A 21268-nucleotide genomic window follows, 5' to 3' on the forward strand; every position below is an offset into this window, starting at 1 on the left:
TCGTGATGTTAAACGCCTGGCACCTTCCGGTTGCCCCATTTGTTAAGCAAAACAAAGACAACCTTGTGATTACGCTCTGGCTGGCGGGGGAAAATCAGCCTGAACGCGTGACGCTACGCGCTGAAGTCGATAATGAAGAAACCACGCTGAAAATGCACAAACAGCGCAGCCAGCCGCAGCCTGGCGTAACGGCATGGCGGGCAAACATCGACTTGCGCAGCGGCCAGCCGCGCCGACGCTATAGCTTTAAGCTGCTCTGGAATAACCGCCAGCTGTGGTTTACCCCGCAGGGATTTAGCCGTTTTCCTCCGGCGCGGCTGGAGCAGTTTGCCGTCGATTACCCGGACGCTGGCCCGCAGTGGGTTAACGATCAGGTCTTTTATCAGATCTTCCCGGATCGCTTTGCGCGCAGCGAAACGCGCACCGCCAGGCAGGATAAGGTTTATTACCACCACGCTGCAGGACACGACATTATCCTGAAAGAATGGGATGAGCCGTTAACCGCGCAGGCGGGCGGCTCGACGTTCTACGGCGGCGATCTTGACGGCATCAGCGAAAAGCTACCGTATCTGAAGAAGCTGGGCGTGACGGCGCTGTACCTTAACCCGGTGTTTAAAGCACCGAGCGTGCATAAATACGATACCGCCGATTATCGCCACGTTGACCCGCAGTTTGGCGGTGATGACGCGCTGCTTCGTCTGCGTAAAAATACGCAAAAAGAGGGCATGCGTCTGATACTGGACGGCGTGTTCAACCACAGCGGCGACTCACACGCGTGGTTTGACCGTCATAACCAGTCGATGGGCGGGGCGTGCCATAACCCGGATTCACCCCAGCGCGACTGGTACAGCTTCAACGAGGAGGGTCGCGCGCTGGACTGGCTGGGCTATCCGAGCCTGCCGAAGCTGGATTTCCAGTCGCCAACGCTGGTGAACGAGATTTACGGCGGTGAAAACAGCATTGTGCGCCACTGGTTGAGTGAGCCATGGAATATGGATGGCTGGCGTCTTGACGTGGTGCATATGCTCGGTGAAGCGGGCGGGGCGCGTAATAACCTTCAGCACGTTGCCGGGATCACCCGTGCAGCAAAAGCCGCGCAGCCGGAGGCGTTCGTGTTTGGCGAACATTTTGGCGACGCGCGCCAGTGGCTGCAGGCGGACGCGGAAGATGCGGCAATGAACTATCGCGGTTTTACCTTCCCGCTGTGGGGATTCCTTGCTAACACCGATATTTCCTACGATCCGCAGCATATTGATGCGGAAACCTGCATGGCATGGATGGATAACTACCGCGCCAGTCTTTCGCATCAGCAGCAGTTACGGATGTTTAACCAGCTGGACAGCCATGACACCGCGCGATTTAAATCCCTGCTCGGTAAGGATGTCGCGCGCCTGCCGCTGGCGGTGACCTGGCTCTTTACCTGGCCGGGCGTGCCGTGCATCTATTACGGCGATGAGGTGGGGCTGGACGGGAACAACGATCCATTCTGCCGCAAAACCTTCCCATGGGATCCGGCGAAGCAGGACAACGTGCTGTTCAGCCTGTATCAGCGGCTGGCGAAACTGCGTAAGCAGAGCCAGGCGCTGCGCTACGGTGGTTGTCAGGTGGTTTATGCCCACGACAACGTGGTGGTGTTTGTCCGCGTTTATAACCAGCAGCGCGTGCTGGTAGCCATCAACCGGGGCGAGGCGTGCGAAGTGGTGCTGGATGACTCTCCGCTGCTTAACGTGAGCGCGTGGCAGCTAAAAGAGGGGAAAGGGAGCGTGCAGGAGGGGATCCTCTCCCTGCCGGCGATTTCTGCTTCCGTCTGGTTTGGCTGACGGCGTGATTACAAAAAGGCCCGCATAAGCGGGCCTTTTTCGTAAACCGTGCCGATTACAGGCTGGATACGTTCTCGGACAGGTATTTCGCAACGCCGTCTGGGGACGCAGACATACCTTCTTTACCTTTTTCCCACTGAGCCGGGCACACTTCACCGTGCTCTTCGTGGAACTGCAGCGCGTCAACCATACGCAGCATTTCGTCGATGTTACGACCCAGCGGCAGATCGTTCACAACCTGGTGACGCACGATGCCGTTCGCGTCGATCAGGAAGGAGCCACGCAGCGCAACGCCAGCGTCCGGATGTTCGATACCGTAAGCCTGCTGGATTTCGCGTTTGATGTCCGCAACCATTGCGTATTTCACCGCACCGATGCCGCCTTTGTCGACAGGGGTGTTACGCCATGCGTTGTGTACAAACTCAGAGTCGAAGGAGACGCCAACCACTTCTACGCCACGCTTCTGGAATTCTTCATAACGTTTGTCGAACGCGATCAGCTCAGACGGGCAAACGAAAGTGAAGTCCATTGGCCAGAAGAACAGAACGGTCGCTTTACCGTTGGTGTGCTGTTTGAAGTTGAAGTTTTCAACGATTTCACCGTTGCCCAGAACTGCTGCAGCTGTAAAATCCGGAGCCGGACGAGTTACCAGAACCATATGATTCTCCTGTAGATACTAAGGTTATTTGGAACGCAACGCGAGCCAGTATAGAGAGTGTTCATGGATAAGACAAAGAGGTGGTGACAATCGTTCCGCCAGCTTTTACCTATCAATGCGAATTCTGTCAGAGCTGTTTGTTTTTCGCCTGCGCCATCATTCGCGGGTAAAACTGCCAGAAACGCGTTTCCAGCGCATCGTAATGTTCGTCCAGGTCATGCCATGAGTCGCGTAGCGCATCCAGACGCGGTCGGCGACTCGCCATCCCATTTAACACATTCTGGATGAAGTCCATCTCGCGATAGCGCTCCAGCCAGCGTTCCGACCACAGGTAATTATTCAGATTCACAAAGCGCGGCGGCGAGTCAGGCAGAATGATCGACACCTGCTGGTGAGCATAACGCACAAAATCCGGCAATGGCATCTCCGGCGACAGCTGCGCCCAGTGGCGCGACAGGAAATGGTCCCACATGACATCAAGCGAGATTGGCGCAACGCGGCGCGTTTCGGGGCGAAACCATGCTTTGGCCTCGGTTACTTCTGGCAGGTTATCCGTCATGACATCGATACGACGATGCATAAAAATCCCGTCGACAACCTCAGCGGGCCAGGTCTCGGCGGGGGTGCCGCGGACGAAATCGGCCAGCAAATTGCCGGAAAGGGAGCTGTCAGCGAGGTGAGCGAGGTGCAGGTGAGCGAGAAAATTCATGCGTTTTATTTGTCCGGGGGCGGCTAGTTGTTGCAGCAAAAGGGTGTGAGCACTAGACTATGCCGCCTGTTTTTAAGTCACGAGTATACGTCATGCGCGTCGCCGATTTCTCCTTTGAACTACCTGAATCCCTGATTGCTCACTATCCAATGCCTGAGCGCAGTAGCTGTCGCTTGCTGTCACTGGACGGGCCAACGGGCGAGCTGACGCACGGTACTTTCACCGATCTGCTCGACAAGCTCAACCCTGGCGATCTGCTGGTCTTTAACAATACCCGCGTTATCCCGGCGCGTCTGTTTGGCCGCAAGGCCAGCGGCGGCAAGATTGAAGTGCTGGTCGAACGTATGCTCGATGATAAACGTATTCTGGCACATATTCGCGCCTCTAAAGCACCTAAACCGGGTGCCGAACTGCTGCTGGGCGATGACGAGAGCATCAAAGCAACCATGACCGCGCGCCACGACGCGCTGTTCGAAGTGGAGTTCAACGATGAGCGCACGGTGCTGGATATTCTCAACGCCATCGGCCACATGCCTTTGCCGCCGTACATTGAGCGCCCGGATGAAGAGGCCGATCGTGAGCTCTACCAGACCGTCTACAGCCAGAAGCCTGGCGCGGTAGCGGCGCCGACGGCGGGTCTGCACTTTGACGAACCGCTGCTGGAAAAATTACGCGCGAAAGGCGTGGAGATGGCGTTTGTGACGCTGCACGTCGGCGCGGGCACCTTCCAGCCGGTGCGGGTAGACAGCATTGAAGATCACATCATGCACTCTGAGTATGCTGAAGTGCCGCAGGAGGTTGTTGATGCGGTTCTGGCGGCAAAAGCGCGCGGCAGCCGCGTTGTTGCGGTAGGCACCACCTCCGTACGTTCACTGGAGAGCGCTGCCCAGGCGGCTAAAAAAGATCTGATCGAACCGTTTTTTGGCGATACGCAGATCTTTATCTATCCGGGCTATCAGTACAAAGTCATCGATGCTCTGGTGACCAATTTCCATCTGCCTGAATCAACGCTGATTATGCTGGTCTCCGCCTTTGCGGGGTATCAGCACACCATGGCGGCATACAAGTCTGCGGTAGAACAAAAATATCGCTTTTTTAGCTACGGGGACGCGATGTTTATCACGTACAATCCGCTGGCTTTGAATGAGCGTGTCGGGGAATAAGTCCGCGGCACCGGAATAATGTGTTGGACTGTTTTTCTGGCACAGAGGAATAAAAATGAAATTTGAACTCGATACCACCGATGGCCGCGCGCGTCGCGGTCGCCTGGTGTTTGATCGCGGCGTGGTGGAAACCCCCGCGTTTATGCCTGTGGGGACTTACGGCACCGTAAAAGGGATGACGCCGGAAGAAGTAGAAGCCACTGGCGCCCAGATTATCCTCGGTAATACCTTCCACCTGTGGCTGCGTCCTGGTCAGGAGATCATGAAGCTTCACGGCGATCTGCATGACTTCATGCAGTGGAAAGGCCCGATCCTGACCGATTCTGGCGGTTTCCAGGTCTTCAGCTTGGGTGATATTCGCAAGATCACCGAGGAGGGCGTCCACTTCCGTAACCCGATCAACGGCGATCCGATTTTCCTCGATCCTGAAAAGTCTATGGAGATTCAGTACGATCTCGGCTCTGACATCGTGATGATCTTCGACGAATGTACGCCATACCCGGCGGACTGGGATTACGCTAAACGTTCCATGGAGATGTCGCTGCGCTGGGCGAAGCGTAGCCGCGACCGTTTTGACTCCCTGCAGAATAAAAATGCGCTGTTCGGCATTATCCAGGGCAGTGTTTACGAAGATTTACGCGATATCTCTGTTAAAGGTCTGGTAGAGATAGGTTTTGATGGCTACGCTGTCGGCGGTTTAGCTGTGGGTGAGCCGAAGGAAGACATGCACCGTATTCTGGAACATGTCTGCCCGCAAATCCCGGCGGATAAACCCCGTTACCTGATGGGTGTGGGTAAGCCAGAAGATCTGGTTGAAGGTGTGCGCCGCGGCATCGATATGTTCGACTGCGTCATGCCAACCCGTAACGCACGTAACGGTCATCTGTTTGTTACCGATGGCGTGGTGAAAATCCGTAACGCGAAGCATAAGAGTGACACCAGTCCGCTCGATGCCGAGTGCGATTGCTACACCTGTCGCAATTATTCTCGCGCGTATTTGCATCATCTCGATCGTTGCAACGAGATTTTGGGCGCGCGTCTCAATACCATTCATAACCTTCGCTATTATCAGCGCTTAATGGCTGGTTTACGCAAGGCTATCGAAGAGGGTAAATTAGAGAGCTTCGTGACCGATTTTTACCAACGTCAGGGTCGAACCGTTCCACCTTTGAACGTTGATTAATATTAATAATGAGGGAATTTGAATGAGCTTTTTTATTTCTGATGCGGTAGCGGCAACAGGTGCTCCAGCGCAGGGCAGCCCGATGTCTCTGATTCTGATGCTGGTTGTGTTCGGTCTGATCTTCTACTTCATGATCCTGCGCCCACAGCAGAAGCGTACCAAAGAGCACAAAAAGCTGATGGACTCCATCGCGAAAGGTGATGAAGTCCTGACTAACGGTGGCCTGGTCGGTCGCGTAACCAAAGTGGCTGAAAGTGGCTACATTGCTATCGCCCTGAACGACACCACTGAAGTGGTTATCAAACGTGACTTCGTAGCTGCCGTTCTGCCGAAAGGCACCATGAAGGCGCTGTAATCCCAACTTTTCCCAAAGGGAACTGCCGTGTTAAACCGTTATCCTTTGTGGAAGTACATCATGCTGGTCGTCGTGATTCTCGTCGGCCTGCTGTACGCGCTTCCCAACCTGTATGGTGAGGATCCGGCTGTTCAAATCACTGGCGCGCGCGGTGTCGCCGCCAGTGAGCAAACGCTGATCCAGGTCCAGAAAACGTTACAAGAAGAAAAAATTACCGCTAAGTCTGTGGCTCTGGAAGAGGGCGCAATTCTTGCTCGCTTCGACACCACCGACACGCAGCTCCGCGCTCGTGAAGCGCTGATGGGCGTGCTGGGTGATAAATACGTCGTGGCGCTTAACCTTGCTCCTGCTACCCCACGTTGGCTGGCTGCGCTGAGCGCAGAGCCAATGAAACTCGGTCTTGACCTCCGTGGCGGCGTGCACTTCCTGATGGAAGTGGATATGGATACCGCGCTGGGCAAACTGCAGGAACAGAATATCGATAGCCTGCGCAGCGATCTGCGTGAAAAAGGCATCGCGTATACCACCGTTCGTAAAGAAGATAACTACGGTATGAGCATCACGTTCCGCGACAGTGCGGCGCGCGATCAGGCTGTAGATTACCTGACCCAACGTCACCGTGACCTGGTGATCACCGCTCAGGGCAGCAACCAGCTGCGCGCGGTAATGACCGACGCCCGTCTGAAAGAAGCGCGTGAATATGCCGTTCAGCAGAACATCAACATTCTGCGCAACCGTGTAAACCAACTGGGCGTGGCTGAACCGCTGGTGCAGCGTCAGGGTGCTGACCGTATCGTTGTAGAACTGCCGGGTATTCAGGACACCGCGCGCGCGAAAGAGATTCTGGGCGCCACTGCAACGCTGGAATTCCGTCTGGTGAACACCAACGTTGACCAGTCTGCTGCCGCTTCTGGCCGTATTCCGGGTGACTCGGAAGTGAAAGAGACCCGCGAAGGTCAGCCCGTTGTGCTGTACAAACGCGTGATCCTGACCGGTGACCATATCACCGACTCCACCTCCAGCCAGGACGAGTACAACCAGCCGCAGGTTAACATCTCGCTGGACAGCGCGGGTGGTAACATCATGTCTAACTTCACCAAGGACAACATCGGTAAACCGATGGCGACCCTGTTCGTGGAGTACAAAGACAGCGGTAAGAAAGACGCTAACGGCCGTGCGGTGCTGGTGAAAGAGGAAGAGGTGATTAACATCGCCAATATCCAGTCTCGTCTGGGTAACAGCTTCCGTATTACCGGTATCAACAACCCGAACGAAGCGCGTCAGCTCTCTCTGCTGCTGCGTGCCGGTGCGCTGATTGCGCCAATTCAGATTGTTGAAGAACGTACCATTGGTCCAACTCTGGGTATGCAAAACATCCAGCAGGGGCTGGAAGCGTGTCTGGCCGGTCTGGCGGTCTCTATCCTCTTCATGATCTTCTTCTATAAGAAGTTTGGTCTGATTGCCACCTCCGCGCTGATCGCGAACCTGGTGCTGATCATCGGCATTATGTCCCTGCTGCCAGGGGCGACGCTGACCATGCCGGGGATTGCGGGTATCGTTCTGACCCTTGCGGTGGCGGTCGACGCCAACGTACTGATTAACGAACGTATCAAAGAAGAGTTGAGCAACGGTCGCTCTGTTCAGCAGGCGATTGATGAAGGCTATAAAGGCGCGTTCAGCTCCATCTTCGATGCGAACGTAACAACACTGATCAAGGTTCTTATCCTGTATGCAGTGGGGACTGGCGCAATCAAAGGCTTTGCGATTACCACCGGTATCGGTGTTGCAACGTCAATGTTTACTGCTATTGTCGGCACCCGTGCCATCGTGAACCTGCTGTACGGCGGCAAGCGCGTCAAAAAGCTGTCTATCTGAGGAGTGCGTTGTGGCACAGGAATATACTGTTGAACAATTGAACCACGGCCGTAAAGTCTGGGACTTTATGCGCTGGGACTACTGGGCCTTCGGCATTTCAGGTTTACTGCTGATTCTGTCCATCGTCGTTATGGGCGTAAAAGGCTTTAACTGGGGTCTGGATTTCACCGGTGGTACGGTGATTGAAATCACCCTGGAAAAACCGGTCGATATGGACCAAATGCGTCAGTCACTGCAGAAAGCGGGCTTTGAAGAGCCGCTGCTGCAGAACTTCGGCAGCAGCCGCGACATCATGGTGCGTATGCCGCCGGTACACGATGCCAACGGCAGCCAGGAGCTGGGCAGCAAGGTTGTTAGCGTGATTAACGAAACAACCAGCCAGAACGCCACGGTTAAGCGTATTGAGTTCGTCGGCCCGAGCGTGGGTGCGGATCTGGCGCAAACCGGTGCGATGGCACTGCTGGTGGCGCTGATCTCCATCCTGGTGTACGTCGGTTTCCGCTTTGAGTGGCGACTGGCGGCGGGTGTGGTTATCGCACTGGCGCACGACGTGGTGATCACCATGGGCGTACTGTCTCTGTTCCATATTGAGATTGACCTGACAATTGTGGCATCCCTGATGTCCGTTATCGGTTACTCCCTGAACGACAGTATCGTGGTATCTGACCGTATTCGTGAAAACTTCCGTAAGATCCGTCGCGGTACGCCGTACGAAATCTTTAACGTGTCGTTGACCCAGACGCTGCACCGTACCTTGATCACATCCGGTACCACCTTGATGGTGATCCTGATGCTGTATCTCTTCGGTGGTCCAGTGCTGGAAGGCTTCTCGCTGACCATGCTGATCGGTGTGTCTATCGGTACTGCGTCGTCAATCTACGTGGCGTCCGCTCTGGCACTGAAACTTGGCATGAAGCGCGAGCACCTGCTCCAGCAGAAAGTCGAGAAAGAAGGGGCGGATCAGCCGTCTATTCTGCCGTAAGACGTTTATCGCGTTATCGAAATCCCGGTCTGTTGACCGGGATTTTTTTTTATCTGCTCCTGACAAACACTCCTGACAGTATGCTGTCAGGAGCCCTGTCGTAGACTCCTGTTGAACCCAAACAAGAGGCAGGAGGATGTATGAAAAGTGTGATTAACTGGTTTGAGATCCCGGTCGCGGATATGGATCGCGCCATCAAATTTTATGAGCCGGTGATGCAGGTTTCACTGAGGCGCGAGAAAATGGACAGCGCCGAGCTGGCGGTATTCCCGCATGAGGATCCGGCTACCGGCGGCGCGCTGGCAAAATTTGAGGGGATTATTCCCTCGATGCAGGGGGCCATTATCTACCTGCATACTGACAATCTGACAGCAACGCTCGATCGCATTGCCTCTGCGGGCGGCGAGTGCGTGTTTGGCCCGCTGGAGTTACCGCGCGGTATTGGTACTATTGCTTTATTTACCGACAGCGAAGGTAATCGCGTCGGCCTTCATCAACCTGCCTGAGAGCGTAAGCAAAAATGACCCGACGCGCTGACCGTTTGTTTCAGATAGTACAGATCCTGCGGGGCCGACGTCTGACAACGGCAGCGCATCTTGCGGACCGGCTGGGCGTTTCTGAGCGCACGGTGTACCGCGATATCCGCGACCTGTCGCTTTCCGGCGTGCCGGTGGAGGGCGAAGCGGGGAGCGGTTACCGGCTGATGTCGGGGTTTGACCTGCCGCCGCTGATGCTGACAAACAAGGAGTCTGAGGCGCTGATTGTGGCTATTCGCCTGCTTACCACCTGGGGCGGGGAGTCGCTGTCGCGCGAACTGGAGTCGGCACAGGAGAAAGTGCTCGCGATCCTGCCCGAAGAGAGCCGCCGAAAGGCAGAGCAGACGCGGATCTATGCCCCGGATTTTGGCATGAAAAGCCACTCCCGCAGTGATTTTGATGTCATACATCAGGCGATCTCGGCCCAGCGCGTGCTCGTGCTGCATTATCGTGACGAAGCGGGGCAATTTTCAACGCGTGAGGTTCAGCCGCTGGGGCTGTTTTTTTGGGGAGAACGCTGGCTACTGGCGTCATGGTGTGAACTGCGCGATGACTATCGCTGTTTCCGTCTCGACAGATGCCTCAAAATTGTCCTTACGGAAAGACGCTTTAGTGAGAGTGCAGACCGATCGCTGGCGGATTTTTTGCGCAAGGTGAAGCAGTAACAAGCCACGGGGAGAGGCAGCCCGCACAGGTTTTGTAGGCCGGGTAAGCGTCAGCGCCACCCGGCAACAATCACACGATTAGAAGTTGTAACCCACTACCAGGTAACCACCCCAACCGGTAGAACGGACGTGTTCGTTCATCCATACCAGTTTAGCGTCGTCGTTCCACTGGCCGCCGTTGTGCCAGTAACGCGCAACAACAGAGTAATGCCAGTGATCGTAGTTCAGCGCCAGAATGTGGCTGGAAGCGATGGAATCGTTGGTACGCTGCTTAATACCGTTCTCAGCGTAACCGCTCTTATCGCCCAGATCTGAACCCCAGTCAAAGTTGGTGAAGCCGATATAGCTCAGGTTGCCGCCCCACAGTTGGGTGATTGGCACAAAGTATTTCACTTTGAAACGGTAGCCATCCCATTCGTTTTCGTTTTCAGCGCCGTAGTTCTGCCACTGGTACTTAGCGTACACGTTCAGAGACAGGCTCATTGGCAGGCCCGTGTCGATGTCGGTACCCAGACCCATATACCAGGTGCTCTGGCGACCGGACTTGTTACGGCCCATGTCGTAGATATAGTTGTTCGCGAAATACCACTCTTTGAACGGACCAAACGCCAGGCTGGTACCAGTCAGTTTATCAATAGAGAAGCGCGGTTCGATCTCCATGAACAGTGGGGAACCGTGGTTCCAGATACCTTTTGCGTCGGTGTTACCACCGAAGAAGACCGGTGCATCCATATAGCCGTAGAAATCAAACCAGTCTTTCTTGGCGAACGCTTCGTACTCCAGGTAGGTATCGTTACGGATCTGAGGTCCGAAACGGGTGTGGTAGCTGCCGACCACGTTAACGCTCTGGTGCCACCAGTCGGAGAGGTATTGTGGTTTATCGTTTTCCGCTGCGTTAACAGTGAAAGAGGAGGACAATGCCAGCACGGCGCCGGCTGCGAGTAATGTTTTTTTCATAATCATGCCACTGATTGAAATTCCCTTCCGGGAGTGAAAAATGCGCGAATTGCGTTTCTAAATATTTCGTGTTTCTGCGGAGCCTATTATAGGAATCCTTGCTCACAAAAATATGTGTTGTTTCACATATCTCTCACACGCGTAATCGATTGCGTTCACGTTTGCGTACTTTAAACGGCCGGGATTGTAGCGGCAATCATTTATGTTGCCAATCCATACGAAATGTAAATGTTAGCGGAGTGACATTTCACTCCGCTCAAAAGGAGGGGGGTTACTGCGCGGCGGGTTGGATGTCGTGAATACGGATAAAGCCTAACTGATCGGGCGTAAGGCCGCTTAACTGCAGCGGAATATCCACATCACTCGGCGCTAAAACACTGGCCGGGGCGGTGAAGAGCTGATTCTTCACGTTCACCTCCTGGTAATTCTCGGTGGTGCCCTGGATCTGGCCCCACTCGACGGTGCCGCTAAAGGCTGGCAGCGGATCGTTGGACTCACCCTGAATGCGTAATGTTGCGCGAGTACCATCCGCATTTGCCGCCACATTCACCAGCGACATTTTTAACGTGCCAACCTGGCTGTTGAGACGGGCAGGGGTGTTGGCCCCCGGCAGCAAATACACTCCGCTGGTGGATTTTGCATTCAGCGCGTTTTGCTGGGTGATCTTCACGGTCTCTTTGTTCAGTTTGTCCATTGCCGTATTGAGCGTATTCACGCTCTGTTTCATCTGGCGGACTTCGGTTTGCTGTGCACAGGCACTAAGGGTGAAGAGGCTCCCCACCAGCAGAATTTTCAGGTAACGTCTTGTCATTGCGTTTAATTCCTTGAAATAACGGATCACCGTAATGGTAGCCAGCATCATCCCGACAGACATAGATCCTTTGTCTCAAAAAGCTCTTCCTTTGTTGTCAGGCCAGTTCAGGGTAAAATGAAAGTCAGTTAACCAGATAACAGGGATACCGTATGCATTGCCCATTCTGCTCCGCTGTGGATACCAAAGTCATCGATTCTCGTCTTGTGGGCGAAGGGTCTTCCGTACGCCGCCGTCGGCAGTGTCTGGTATGTAACGAGCGTTTCACGACCTTTGAGGTGGCAGAGCTGGTCATGCCGCGCGTGGTAAAAAGTAACGACGTGCGCGAGCCGTTTAACGAAGAGAAACTGCGCAGCGGAATGCTTAAGGCGCTGGAGAAACGCCCCGTCAGCGCGGATGACGTCGAAATGGCGTTAAACCACATTAAATCTTACCTTCGTGGTCTGGGTGAACGTGAAGTGCCCAGCAAGATGATCGGCAATCTGGTGATGGAGCAGTTGAAAAAGCTCGATAAGGTTGCCTATATCCGCTTCGCCTCTGTCTACCGCAGTTTCGAAGATATCAAAGAGTTTGGCGAAGAGATCGCCCGCTTACAGGATTGAGTCCATGCAGGATGAGATGTACATGGCGCGCGCCATGAAGCTGGCGCAGCGCGGTCGATTTACCACCCATCCCAACCCCAACGTCGGGTGCGTCATTGTTAAAGATGGCGAGATCGTGGGCGAAGGTTTCCACTACCGCGCGGGCGAGCCCCATGCTGAGGTGCATGCCCTGCGTATGGCGGGTGAAAAAGCGCGCGGAGCTACGGCCTATGTGACGCTTGAGCCGTGCAGCCATCACGGGCGCACGCCGCCATGCTGTGAAGCGTTGATCGCGGCGGGAGTGTCACGCGTTGTCGCTGCGATGCAGGATCCTAATCCCCAGGTGGCCGGACGTGGTCTGTACCGTCTGCAGCAGGAAGGGATCGATGTTAGCCACGGCCTGATGATGCAGGACGCGGAAGCTATCAATAAAGGCTTCCTGAAGCGTATGCGTACCGGGTTCCCGTATATTCAGCTCAAGCTGGGCGCCTCACTGGATGGCCGCACGGCGATGGCGAACGGCGAAAGTCAGTGGATCACCTCGCCGCAGGCAAGGCGCGATGTGCAACGTCTGCGTGCGCAAAGCCATGCTATCCTCACCAGCAGTGAAACGGTTCTCGCGGACGATCCGGCCATGACCGTGCGCTGGAACGAACTGAATGCCGATACCCAGGCGCTGTATCCGCAGGAAAACCTGCGTCAGCCGCTGCGTATTGTCATTGATAGCCAGAACCGCGTCACGCCTGAACACCGCATTGTGCAGCAGCCCGGTGAAACCTGGATTGCCCGCACAAAAGATGATTCACGCGACTGGCCGGAAAGCGTGCGCAGCATTATGGTGCCGGAGCACAACGGTCATCTGGATTTAGTGGTGCTGATGATGCTGCTGGGTAAGCAGCAGGTGAACAGCATCTGGGTGGAAGCCGGCCCGACGCTGGCAGGCGCACTGCTCCAGGCAGGTCTGGTCGATGAACTGATTGTCTACGTTGCGCCTAAACTGCTGGGTAGCGACGCGCGTGGCCTGTTTGTGCTGCCCGGCCTTGAAAAACTGGCCGATGCACCACAACTCAAATTTAGCGAGATTCGTCCGGTGGGTCCGGATGTTTGCCTCCATTTAACGACAGCGTAATTGCTCCTGAAATAGGGAAGCAGTGCGCAAAGTATTATGATAAAATCCGCCCCCCTGCGGGGCCAAATGAACCCGTAAAGGAAGAGTATGAACATTATTGAAGCTGCTGTAGCTACCCCGGACGCTCGCGTCGCCATCACCATTGCGCGTTTCAACAACTTCATCAACGATAGCCTGCTGGAAGGTGCGGTTGACGCCCTGAAACGTATCGGCCAGGTTAAAGATGACAACATTACCGTTGTGTGGGTTCCAGGTGCTTACGAACTGCCACTGGCAGCGGGCGCGCTGGCGAAAACCGGTAAATACGACGCGGTGATTGCACTGGGTACCGTTATTCGTGGCGGCACTGCGCACTTCGAATACGTTGCGGGCGGTGCAAGCAATGGTCTGGCGCACGTTGCACAGGATGCTGAAATTCCTGTCGCGTTCGGCGTGCTGACCACCGAAAGTATTGAACAAGCTATCGAACGTGCTGGCACTAAAGCCGGTAACAAAGGTGCAGAAGCTGCACTGACCGCGCTTGAAATGATCAATGTATTAAAAGCCATCAAGGCCTGATTTTTTTGTAAGGGGAATTCCGTGAAACCTGCTGCTCGTCGCCGCGCCCGTGAATGTGCCGTTCAGGCACTTTACTCCTGGCAGTTGTCCCAGAACGACATCGCTGATGTTGAATACCAGTTCCTGTCAGAACAGGACGTGAAAGATGTTGACGTTCTGTACTTCCGTGAACTGCTGTCGGGAGTGGCGACTAATAGCGCGTATCTCGATGGTCTGATGAAACCCTACCTCTCCCGTCTGCTCGAAGAGCTGGGTCAGGTAGAAAAAGCAGTGCTGCGCATTGCGCTGTTTGAGCTGTCTAAACGTGATGATGTGCCGTACAAAGTGGCCATCAACGAAGCGATCGAACTGGCGAAAACCTTCGGCGCTGAAGACAGCCACAAGTTTGTAAACGGCGTTCTTGATAAAGCAGCACCTGCGATCCGCCCCCACAAAAAGTGATCCGCAAACCGGAGCTCTGCATTGCCTGACGGGCAGTGCGGCTCCGGTTTTTTCTTTTATTTGCTGAGGCATAACGTATGGCATGCGGCGAATTCTCCCTGATTGCCCGTTATTTCGACCGTGTCAGAACCTCTCGTCTTGATGTTGAAACCGGCATTGGCGATGACTGTGCACTTCTCAATATTCCCGAAAAACAGACGCTGGCAATCAGCACCGACACCTTAGTGTGCGGGCGCCATTTCTTAGCTGATATCGATCCTGCCGACCTGGCGTATAAAGCGCTGGCGGTCAACGTGAGCGATCTGGCTGCGATGGGGGCCGATCCGGCGTGGTTAACGCTGGCCCTGACGCTGCCAGAGGTCGATGAACCCTGGCTTGAAGCCTTTAGTGACGCTCTGTTTGAGCAGCTTAACTACTACGACATGCAGTTGATTGGTGGCGATACCACGGCGGGGCCGCTATCGATGACGCTCGCGATCCACGGTTATGTGCCGGCTGGACGCGCGCTGAAACGCTCCGGGGCGAAACCTGGCGACTGGATCTACGTCACCGGTACGCCGGGCGACAGCGCAGCGGGACTGGCGATCCTTCAGGATCGCTTAACCGTGAATGACACTGACGACGCGGCGTATCTGGTCAAACGCCATCTTCGGCCAACGCCGCGTATTCTTCACGGCCAGGAGCTACGCGAACGGGCAAGCTCGGCTATCGATCTCTCGGACGGGTTAATCTCAGACCTCGGTCATATTCTGAAGGCCAGCGGTGTCGGCGCGCGCGTTGACCTGGATCTGTTCCCGCTATCAGAGCAGCTGCTTCGACACGTCGAGCCTGAGCAGGCGCTGCGCTGGGCGCTCTCCGGTGGAGAAGATTATGAGCTGTGCTTTACCGTGCCTGAGCTCAACCGTGGGACGCTGGATGTGGCGTTAGCGCATCTCGGCGCGAAATTTACCTGTATCGGCCAGATCATGCCAGAGAGTGAAGGGCTGAAGTTTGTGAAAGATGGTGCGCCCGTTACGCTGGACTGGAAAGGGTACGATCACTTCGGGTGATGTTGTGCGATCTGTACTGCCGGGTGGCGGCTTCGCCTTACCCGGCTTACGTATTTGAGGGTTAGGGAGAGGGATTACTTAAACCCTACCACCGGATGCTGCTGATACGGTGTCTCCAGCTCGGCAATCTGCTCCGGCGTCAGCGTGATATCCACCGCATTCAGCAGTTCATCAAGCTGCTCTTCCCGCGAAGTGCCAATAATCGGTGCCGCGACGCCGCGTTTACTCAGCAGCCATGCCAGCGCGACCTGGGCGCGGGTGGCTCCAGTATCGTCGGCGATCCCGGCTAACCGTTCGGCAATTAACGCATCGCTGGCTTCTGTACTGGAATAAAGATTTTTTCCTACTTCATCCGATACCAGGCGGGCCGTGGTTTCCCCCCACGGACGGGTCAGGCGACCACGTGCCAGCGGGCTCCACGGGATCACCGCCACGCCTTCCTGATAGCAGAGCGGTAGCATCTCGCGTTCTTCTTCGCGATAGATCAGGTTGTAGTGATCCTGCATGGTGACGAAGCGCGCCCAGCCATGTTGCGCCTGCAGAGCCAGCGCCTGAGCAAACTGCGACGCGTGCATAGACGATGCGCCGATGTAGCGCGCTTTACCGGCTTTCACCACATCGTTGAGCGCTTCAAGCGTCTCTTCAATGGGCGTGTTGTAATCCCAGCGGTGAATTTGCAGCAGGTCGACATAGTCCATGTTCAGGCGTCGAAGGCTGTCATCAATGGAACGCAGGATCTGGGCGCGAGAAAGGCCCTCAGCCAGATCGCCCACCGGGTAATAGACCTTGGTGGCGACGACGATTTCATCACGACGCGCAAAATCGCGCAGGGCACGGCCGACGATCTCTTCACTGCTGCCGTCGGAGTAGCTGTTGGCGGTGTCAAAGAAGTTAATGCCACCTTCAATGGCGCGTTTGATGATAGGGCGGCTGCTCTCTTCCGGCAGCGTCCAGGCGTGATTACCCCGGTCAGGCTCGCCAAAGGTCATACAGCCCAGGCAAAGTCGGGAAACGTTAAGATCCGTTTTTCCTAATGTCGTGTATTGCATGGTTCCACTCCTGCTTTTTTAAACAATACGTTTAAGCATAGCAGGAGCGGAAAAGGGGAAGGATCAGGCAAGCCAGCTACGAATTTTGGCTTCAATACCTGCGGCGTCCAGGCCAATTGCCGCGCGGGCTTCGTCCTGAGTACCTTGCGGAATGAAGTGATCCGGCAGACCAAGATTCAGTACCGGAACGGCTTTACGGTTCGCCATCAGCACCTCGTTCACGCCGCTACCTGCGCCGCCCATGATGGCGTTTTCTTCCAGCGTCACCAGCACCTCATGGGTTTCTGTCATTTCCAGGATCAGGGATTCATCGAGCGGTTTCACGAAGCGCATATCCACCAGAGTGGCATTAAGCGCTTCAGCGACCTTAGCGGCCTCTGGCATCAGGGTACCAAAGTTCAGAATTGCCACTTTCTCACCGCGACGTTTCACCAGACCTTTACCTATCGCCAGTTTTTCCAGCGGCTGCAGCTCAACGCCTACCGCGTTACCGCGTGGATAGCGAACCGCGCTTGGACCATCCTGGTAGTGGTAGCCGGTATACAGCATCTGACGACATTCGTTTTCGTCACTTGGCGTCATGATAACCATGTCCGGGATGCAGCGCAGGAACGAAAGATCGAATGCACCCTGGTGCGTCTGGCCGTCAGCACCCACGATGCCTGCGCGGTCGATAGCAAACAGCACCGGCAGCTTCTGGATGGCAACGTCATGGATCACTTGATCGTAGGCACGTTGCAGGAAGGTGGAGTAGATCGCCACCACCGGTTTGTATCCACCAATCGCCAGACCCGCCGCGAAGGTGACTGCGTGCTGCTCGGCAATCGCCACGTCAAAATACTGGCCAGGGTATTTTTTGGAGAACTCGACCATGCCGGAACCTTCACGCATGGCCGGGGTGATGGCCATCAGCTTGTTGTCTTTCGCCGCGGTTTCACATAACCAGTCGCCGAAGATTTTGGAGTAGCTCGGCATACCGCCGCTGCTTTTTGGCAGACAACCGCTGGTCGGATCGAATTTAGGTACCGCGTGGAAAGTGATCGGATCTTTTTCCGCCGGTTCGTAACCACGGCCTTTTTTCGTCATGATATGCAGGAACTGCGGGCCTTTCAGGTCGCGCATGTTCTTGAGCGTGGTGACCAGCCCCAGCACGTCGTGCCCATCAACCGGGCCAATATAGTTAAAGCCCAGCTCTTCAAAGAGTGTGCCCGGCACGACCATGCCTTTGATGTGTTCTTCGGTGCGCTTGAGCAGCTCTTTGATTGGCGGTACGCCAGAGAAGACTTTCTTGCCGCCTTCGCGCAGCGTGGAGTAAAGCTTGCCGGAGAGCAGCTGTGCCAGATGGTTGTTCAGCGCGCCGACGTTCTCGGAAATCGACATTTCGTTATCGTTCAGGATAACCAGCATGTCCGGCTTGATATCGCCCGCGTGGTTCATGGCCTCAAAGGCCATCCCGGCGGTGATGGCGCCGTCGCCGATCACGCAGACGGTGCGGCGCTGCTTGTTCTCTTTTTCGGCGGCCACGGCAATACCGATACCCGCAGAGATGGAGGTGGAGGAGTGGCCGACGCTTAAAACATCGTACTCACTCTCACCGCGCCACGGGAACGGATGCAGGCCGCCTTTCTGGCGGATCGTGCCAATTTGATCGCGACGACCCGTCAGAATTTTATGTGGATAGGCCTGATGGCCCACGTCCCAGATGAGCTGATCGAACGGGGTGTTGTAGACGTAGTGCAGCGCAACGGTCAGCTCGACCGTGCCAAGCCCGGAGGCGAAATGTCCGCTGGAGCGGCTTACGCTGTCGAGCAGATAGCGACGCAGCTCGTCGCACAGCTTCGGCAGGTTCTCTTTCGGCAACAGACGCAACTCCTGGGTGGAGTCAACTAACGCCAGTGTCGGGTATTTGGCAATATCAAAACTCATCAAAGGCTCATCGAGATAGTGTGTTTATTTATCACGCTGGATTATATAGTCCGCTAGCGCTTCCAGTGCCGAGGTATCGAGAGACTGCGCGGCCAGTTCATTCAGCGACTGGCGGGCTTCCTCTATCAGATCCCGGGCTTTACGCTGGGCTTGCTCAAGACCCAGCAGGGCGGGGTAGGTACTTTTGCCAAGCTGCTGATCCGCACCCTGACGTTTACCCAATGTTGCAGTATCGCCCACCACATCCAGAATGTCATCCTGAACCTGGAACGCCAGACCGATACTTTCTGCGTATCTGTCCAGAATCGGCAGGGCTTTGCGCCCCTGTTCACCCGCGCTCAGTGCGCCCAGGCGTACGGCGGCACGGATGAGTGCGCCCGTTTTATGCCGGTGAATACGCTCCAGCTGTTCCAGATTAACCTGACGTCCTTCTGCCTCCAGATCCAGCGCTTGCCCACCGCACATGCCGGCAACGCCGCTGGCCATCGCCAGCTCGGAAACCATTGCCAGACGGTCGCGATCGCTGACTTCTGCCATCGGCGCATCGCTCAGAATAGAGAATGCCAGCGTTTGCAGGGCATCCCCCGCCAGGATGGCATTCGCTTCGCCAAACTTAATATGGCAGGTTGGCTGACCGCGACGCAGATCGTCATCATCCATCGCCGGTAAATCATCGTGGATAAGCGAGTAGGCATGGATGCACTCAACGGCGGCAGCCGGGGCGTCCAGCGTAGTATCGCTGATACCAAACATATTGCCTGTGGCGTAGACGAGGAACGGGCGCAGGCGCTTTCCACCCAAGAGTGCGCCATAGTGCATGGCCTCAACCAGTGGAGTGTTCTGAAAAGGTTGTGGCGCAATAAAACGGCGCAGGGCGTCGTTGGCGCGTATGACTCGCGCCTGAAGCTCGTTAGCAAAATCCATTTACTCGGCGTCCGGTGTGAAAGGCGTTGTCTTAGCGTCTTCGCTATCGGAAAGCAGGATCTGCACACGCTGCTCGGCCTGCTGCAGTTTAACCTGCCCCTGGCGCGCCAGCTGCACGCCACGCTCGAATTCATTGAGCGCCTCTTCCAGCGGTAAATCACCGCTCTCAAGGCGGGTGACGATCTGCTCCAGTTCACTCAGCGCAGTTTCAAAACTGGCCGGTGCGTCGTTCTTTTTCGGCATAGTGAATTGACTCTTATATTCTCAGCCCCGACATGGTAACGGACTCGGGGCAATTATCAAATAACGCGCAATGTGCACAGGAACGGCGCGATGGTGGTATACTTGCGCGCCTGGATGCAGCCACGGGTGTGGGCTGTAATATTATTTTCCATTACAAGCCTTAATACGCTTGCCTAAGAAACATTGCCGCCATGAAGTTTATCATTAAATTGTTCCCTGAAATCACCATCAAAAGCCAATCTGTGCGTTTGCGCTTTATTAAAATTCTCACCGGGAACATTCGTAACGTCTTAAAACACCACGACGAAACCCTCGCCGTGGTGCGCCACTGGGATCACGTTGAAGTTCGCGCGAAAGATGAAAACAAACGTCAGGACATTCGCGACGCGCTGACCCGTATTCCGGGTATTCACCATATTCTGGAAGTGGAAGATGTTCCGTTCACTTCCCTGCATGACATCTTCGAAAAAGCGCTGGTGCAGTATCGCGACCAGATCGAAGGCAAAACCTTCTGCGTGCGCGTGAAGCGTCGCGGCAAGCACGAATTCAGCTCTATCGAGGTGGAACGTTACGTTGGCGGCGGTCTGAACCAGCATGTTGAAACGGCGCGCGTGCGTCTGACCAACCCGGATGTCACCGTGAACCTGGAGATCGAAAACGATCGCCTGCTGCTGGTGAAAGGGCGTTACGAAGGTATCGGCGGCTTCCCAATCGGTACCCAGGAAGATGTCCTGTCTCTGATCTCCGGTGGTTTCGACTCTGGCGTCTCCAGCTACATGCTGATGCGTCGCGGCTGCCGTGTGCATTACTGCTTCTTTAATCTGGGCGGCGCGGCGCATGAAATCGGCGTGCGTCAGGTGGCACACTATCTGTGGAATCGCTTTGGCAGCTCGCACCGCGTGCGCTTTGTGGCGATCAACTTCGAGCCAGTGGTTGGCGAAATCCTGGAGAAAGTGGATGACGGCCAGATGGGCGTGGTCCTCAAGCGTATGATGGTGCGTGCGGCCTCTAAAGTAGCGGAACGCTATGGTGTGCAGGCGCTGGTCACCGGTGAAGCGCTGGGTCAGGTTTCCAGCCAGACGCTGACCAACCTGCGTCTCATCGACAATGTCTCTGACACCCTGATCCTGCGTCCGCTGATCTCACATGACAAAGAGCACATCATCGATCTGGCGCGCGAAATCGGCACTGAAGATTTTGCCCGTACCATGCCAGAGTACTGCGGCGTGATTTCGAAGAGCCCGACGGTCAAAGCGGTGAAGGCGAAGATCGAAGCGGAAGAAGAGAACTTTGATTTCAGCATTCTGGATAAAGTGGTGGAAGAAGCGTCCAACATCGACATCCGTGAGATTGCCCAGCAGACCGAGCAGGAAGTGGTTGAGGTTGAAACTGTGAGCGGTTTCGGTGCCAACGACGCGATTCTGGATATCCGCTCCGTTGATGAGCAGGACGACAAGCCACTACAGGTGGAAGGGGTGGAAGTGGTTTCTCTGCCGTTCTATAAGCTGAGCACCAAATTTGGCGACCTCGACCAGAGCAAAACATACCTGCTGTGGTGTGAGCGTGGGGTGATGAGCCGCCTGCAGGCGCTGTATCTGCGTGAGCAGGGCTTTGCGAATGTGAAGGTGTATCGCCCGTAGTTTTTTGCGGGTGT

The 21268-nt window shown here is 55.4% G+C and carries 22 protein-coding genes; 14 read left to right on the plus strand and 8 right to left on the minus strand.

What is annotated here, in order from left to right; translation table 11 throughout:
• Nucleotides 1–5: 5 nt before the first annotated feature.
• Nucleotides 6–1820: a maltodextrin glucosidase gene (gene malZ / locus VF709_RS13475; RefSeq protein WP_108453974.1), complete on the plus strand. Its 1815-nt coding sequence runs from the start codon at nucleotides 6–8 to the stop codon at nucleotides 1818–1820.
• A 55-nt stretch (nucleotides 1821–1875) separates the two neighbouring features.
• Here the strand turns inward: malZ and VF709_RS13480 are convergent, their stop codons facing one another.
• Nucleotides 1876–2478: a peroxiredoxin gene (locus VF709_RS13480; protein ID WP_013095829.1), complete on the minus strand. Its 603-nt coding sequence runs from the start codon at nucleotides 2476–2478 to the stop codon at nucleotides 1876–1878.
• A gap of 127 nt (nucleotides 2479–2605) precedes the next feature.
• Nucleotides 2606–3187, minus strand: coding sequence for an ACP phosphodiesterase (gene acpH, locus VF709_RS13485; protein WP_149896806.1), 582 nt, complete (start codon nucleotides 3185–3187; stop codon nucleotides 2606–2608).
• A 92-nt stretch (nucleotides 3188–3279) separates the two neighbouring features.
• On the opposite strand from acpH, the gene queA reads away from it, so the two are divergent.
• From queA to VF709_RS13520, 7 genes are all read left to right on the plus strand, one after another.
• Nucleotides 3280–4350: a tRNA preQ1(34) S-adenosylmethionine ribosyltransferase-isomerase QueA gene (queA, locus tag VF709_RS13490; protein WP_057071131.1), complete on the plus strand. Its 1071-nt coding sequence runs from the start codon at nucleotides 3280–3282 to the stop codon at nucleotides 4348–4350.
• Nucleotides 4351–4405: 55 nt separating this feature from the next.
• Nucleotides 4406–5533, plus strand: a complete 1128-nt coding sequence (gene tgt, locus VF709_RS13495; protein ID WP_013095832.1) for a tRNA guanosine(34) transglycosylase Tgt — start codon at nucleotides 4406–4408, stop codon at nucleotides 5531–5533.
• A gap of 22 nt (nucleotides 5534–5555) precedes the next feature.
• The gene (gene yajC, locus VF709_RS13500) at nucleotides 5556–5888 is read left to right on the plus strand and encodes a preprotein translocase subunit YajC (RefSeq protein ID WP_000007630.1); all 333 of its coding nucleotides are present in this window, start codon (nucleotides 5556–5558) and stop codon (nucleotides 5886–5888) included.
• A 27-nt stretch (nucleotides 5889–5915) separates the two neighbouring features.
• Nucleotides 5916–7763 (plus strand): protein translocase subunit SecD, encoded by a 1848-nt coding sequence (secD, locus tag VF709_RS13505; protein WP_071830016.1) that lies wholly within the window; start codon nucleotides 5916–5918, stop codon nucleotides 7761–7763.
• 10 nt (nucleotides 7764–7773) lie between these two features.
• Complete coding sequence (gene secF / locus VF709_RS13510) at nucleotides 7774–8745, plus strand: protein translocase subunit SecF (RefSeq protein ID WP_013095834.1); 972 nt, start codon at nucleotides 7774–7776, stop codon at nucleotides 8743–8745.
• Nucleotides 8746–8885: 140 nt separating this feature from the next.
• Nucleotides 8886–9251, plus strand: coding sequence for a VOC family protein (locus VF709_RS13515; protein WP_045292953.1), 366 nt, complete (start codon nucleotides 8886–8888; stop codon nucleotides 9249–9251).
• Nucleotides 9252–9265: 14 nt separating this feature from the next.
• Nucleotides 9266–9946 (plus strand): helix-turn-helix transcriptional regulator, encoded by a 681-nt coding sequence (locus VF709_RS13520; protein WP_020686374.1) that lies wholly within the window; start codon nucleotides 9266–9268, stop codon nucleotides 9944–9946.
• Nucleotides 9947–10024: 78 nt separating this feature from the next.
• On the opposite strand, the gene VF709_RS13525 is transcribed toward VF709_RS13520, so the two are convergent.
• Both VF709_RS13525 and VF709_RS13530 read right to left on the minus strand, forming a co-directional pair.
• The gene (locus VF709_RS13525) at nucleotides 10025–10903 is read right to left on the minus strand and encodes a nucleoside-specific channel-forming protein Tsx (protein ID WP_058681199.1); all 879 of its coding nucleotides are present in this window, start codon (nucleotides 10901–10903) and stop codon (nucleotides 10025–10027) included.
• Nucleotides 10904–11174: 271 nt separating this feature from the next.
• The gene (locus VF709_RS13530) at nucleotides 11175–11714 is read right to left on the minus strand and encodes a DUF3251 domain-containing protein (protein ID WP_014830864.1); all 540 of its coding nucleotides are present in this window, start codon (nucleotides 11712–11714) and stop codon (nucleotides 11175–11177) included.
• Between the two features lie 152 nt (nucleotides 11715–11866).
• Between VF709_RS13530 and nrdR the strand changes: the two genes are divergently transcribed.
• The 5 genes from nrdR (at nucleotide 11867) to thiL (ending at nucleotide 15472) form a co-directional block, all read left to right on the plus strand.
• A complete protein-coding gene (gene nrdR / locus VF709_RS13535) occupies nucleotides 11867–12316 on the plus strand; it encodes a transcriptional regulator NrdR (protein ID WP_008503337.1) in 450 nt (149 codons plus the stop codon).
• A gap of 4 nt (nucleotides 12317–12320) precedes the next feature.
• Nucleotides 12321–13424, plus strand: a complete 1104-nt coding sequence (ribD, locus tag VF709_RS13540; protein ID WP_149896807.1) for a bifunctional diaminohydroxyphosphoribosylaminopyrimidine deaminase/5-amino-6-(5-phosphoribosylamino)uracil reductase RibD — start codon at nucleotides 12321–12323, stop codon at nucleotides 13422–13424.
• Between the two features lie 87 nt (nucleotides 13425–13511).
• The gene (gene ribH, locus VF709_RS13545; RefSeq protein ID WP_003859098.1) at nucleotides 13512–13982 is read left to right on the plus strand and encodes a 6,7-dimethyl-8-ribityllumazine synthase; all 471 of its coding nucleotides are present in this window, start codon (nucleotides 13512–13514) and stop codon (nucleotides 13980–13982) included.
• 21 nt (nucleotides 13983–14003) lie between these two features.
• Nucleotides 14004–14423, plus strand: a complete 420-nt coding sequence (gene nusB / locus VF709_RS13550; protein WP_006809908.1) for a transcription antitermination factor NusB — start codon at nucleotides 14004–14006, stop codon at nucleotides 14421–14423.
• 77 nt (nucleotides 14424–14500) lie between these two features.
• On the plus strand, nucleotides 14501–15472 hold the full coding sequence (gene thiL / locus VF709_RS13555) for a thiamine-phosphate kinase (RefSeq protein ID WP_440231740.1): 972 nt from the start codon (nucleotides 14501–14503) through the stop codon (nucleotides 15470–15472).
• 74 nt (nucleotides 15473–15546) lie between these two features.
• On the opposite strand, the gene VF709_RS13560 is transcribed toward thiL, so the two are convergent.
• From VF709_RS13560 to xseB, 4 genes are all read right to left on the minus strand, one after another.
• Entirely contained in the window at nucleotides 15547–16521 is a 975-nt protein-coding gene (locus tag VF709_RS13560) for an aldo/keto reductase (protein ID WP_097534043.1), read from the minus strand.
• 63 nt (nucleotides 16522–16584) lie between these two features.
• Entirely contained in the window at nucleotides 16585–18447 is a 1863-nt protein-coding gene (gene dxs / locus VF709_RS13565; protein WP_149896809.1) for a 1-deoxy-D-xylulose-5-phosphate synthase, read from the minus strand.
• Nucleotides 18448–18471: 24 nt separating this feature from the next.
• Nucleotides 18472–19371, minus strand: coding sequence for a (2E,6E)-farnesyl diphosphate synthase (ispA, locus tag VF709_RS13570; RefSeq protein ID WP_014830869.1), 900 nt, complete (start codon nucleotides 19369–19371; stop codon nucleotides 18472–18474).
• Nucleotides 19372–19614 carry an exodeoxyribonuclease VII small subunit gene (gene xseB, locus VF709_RS13575; RefSeq protein WP_008503331.1) on the minus strand — a complete coding sequence of 81 codons (243 nt, stop codon included), beginning with the start codon at nucleotides 19612–19614 and terminating at the stop codon, nucleotides 19372–19374. It abuts the gene before it with no gap.
• A 191-nt stretch (nucleotides 19615–19805) separates the two neighbouring features.
• Between xseB and thiI the strand changes: the two genes are divergently transcribed.
• Nucleotides 19806–21254: a tRNA uracil 4-sulfurtransferase ThiI gene (gene thiI, locus VF709_RS13580; RefSeq protein WP_187170829.1), complete on the plus strand. Its 1449-nt coding sequence runs from the start codon at nucleotides 19806–19808 to the stop codon at nucleotides 21252–21254.
• Nucleotides 21255–21268 lie beyond the last annotated feature (14 nt).

Origin of the sequence: Enterobacter sp. Lyrl_3, from assembly GCF_051948675.1 — a bacterium.
GTDB lineage: Bacteria > Pseudomonadota > Gammaproteobacteria > Enterobacterales > Enterobacteriaceae > Enterobacter > Enterobacter cloacae.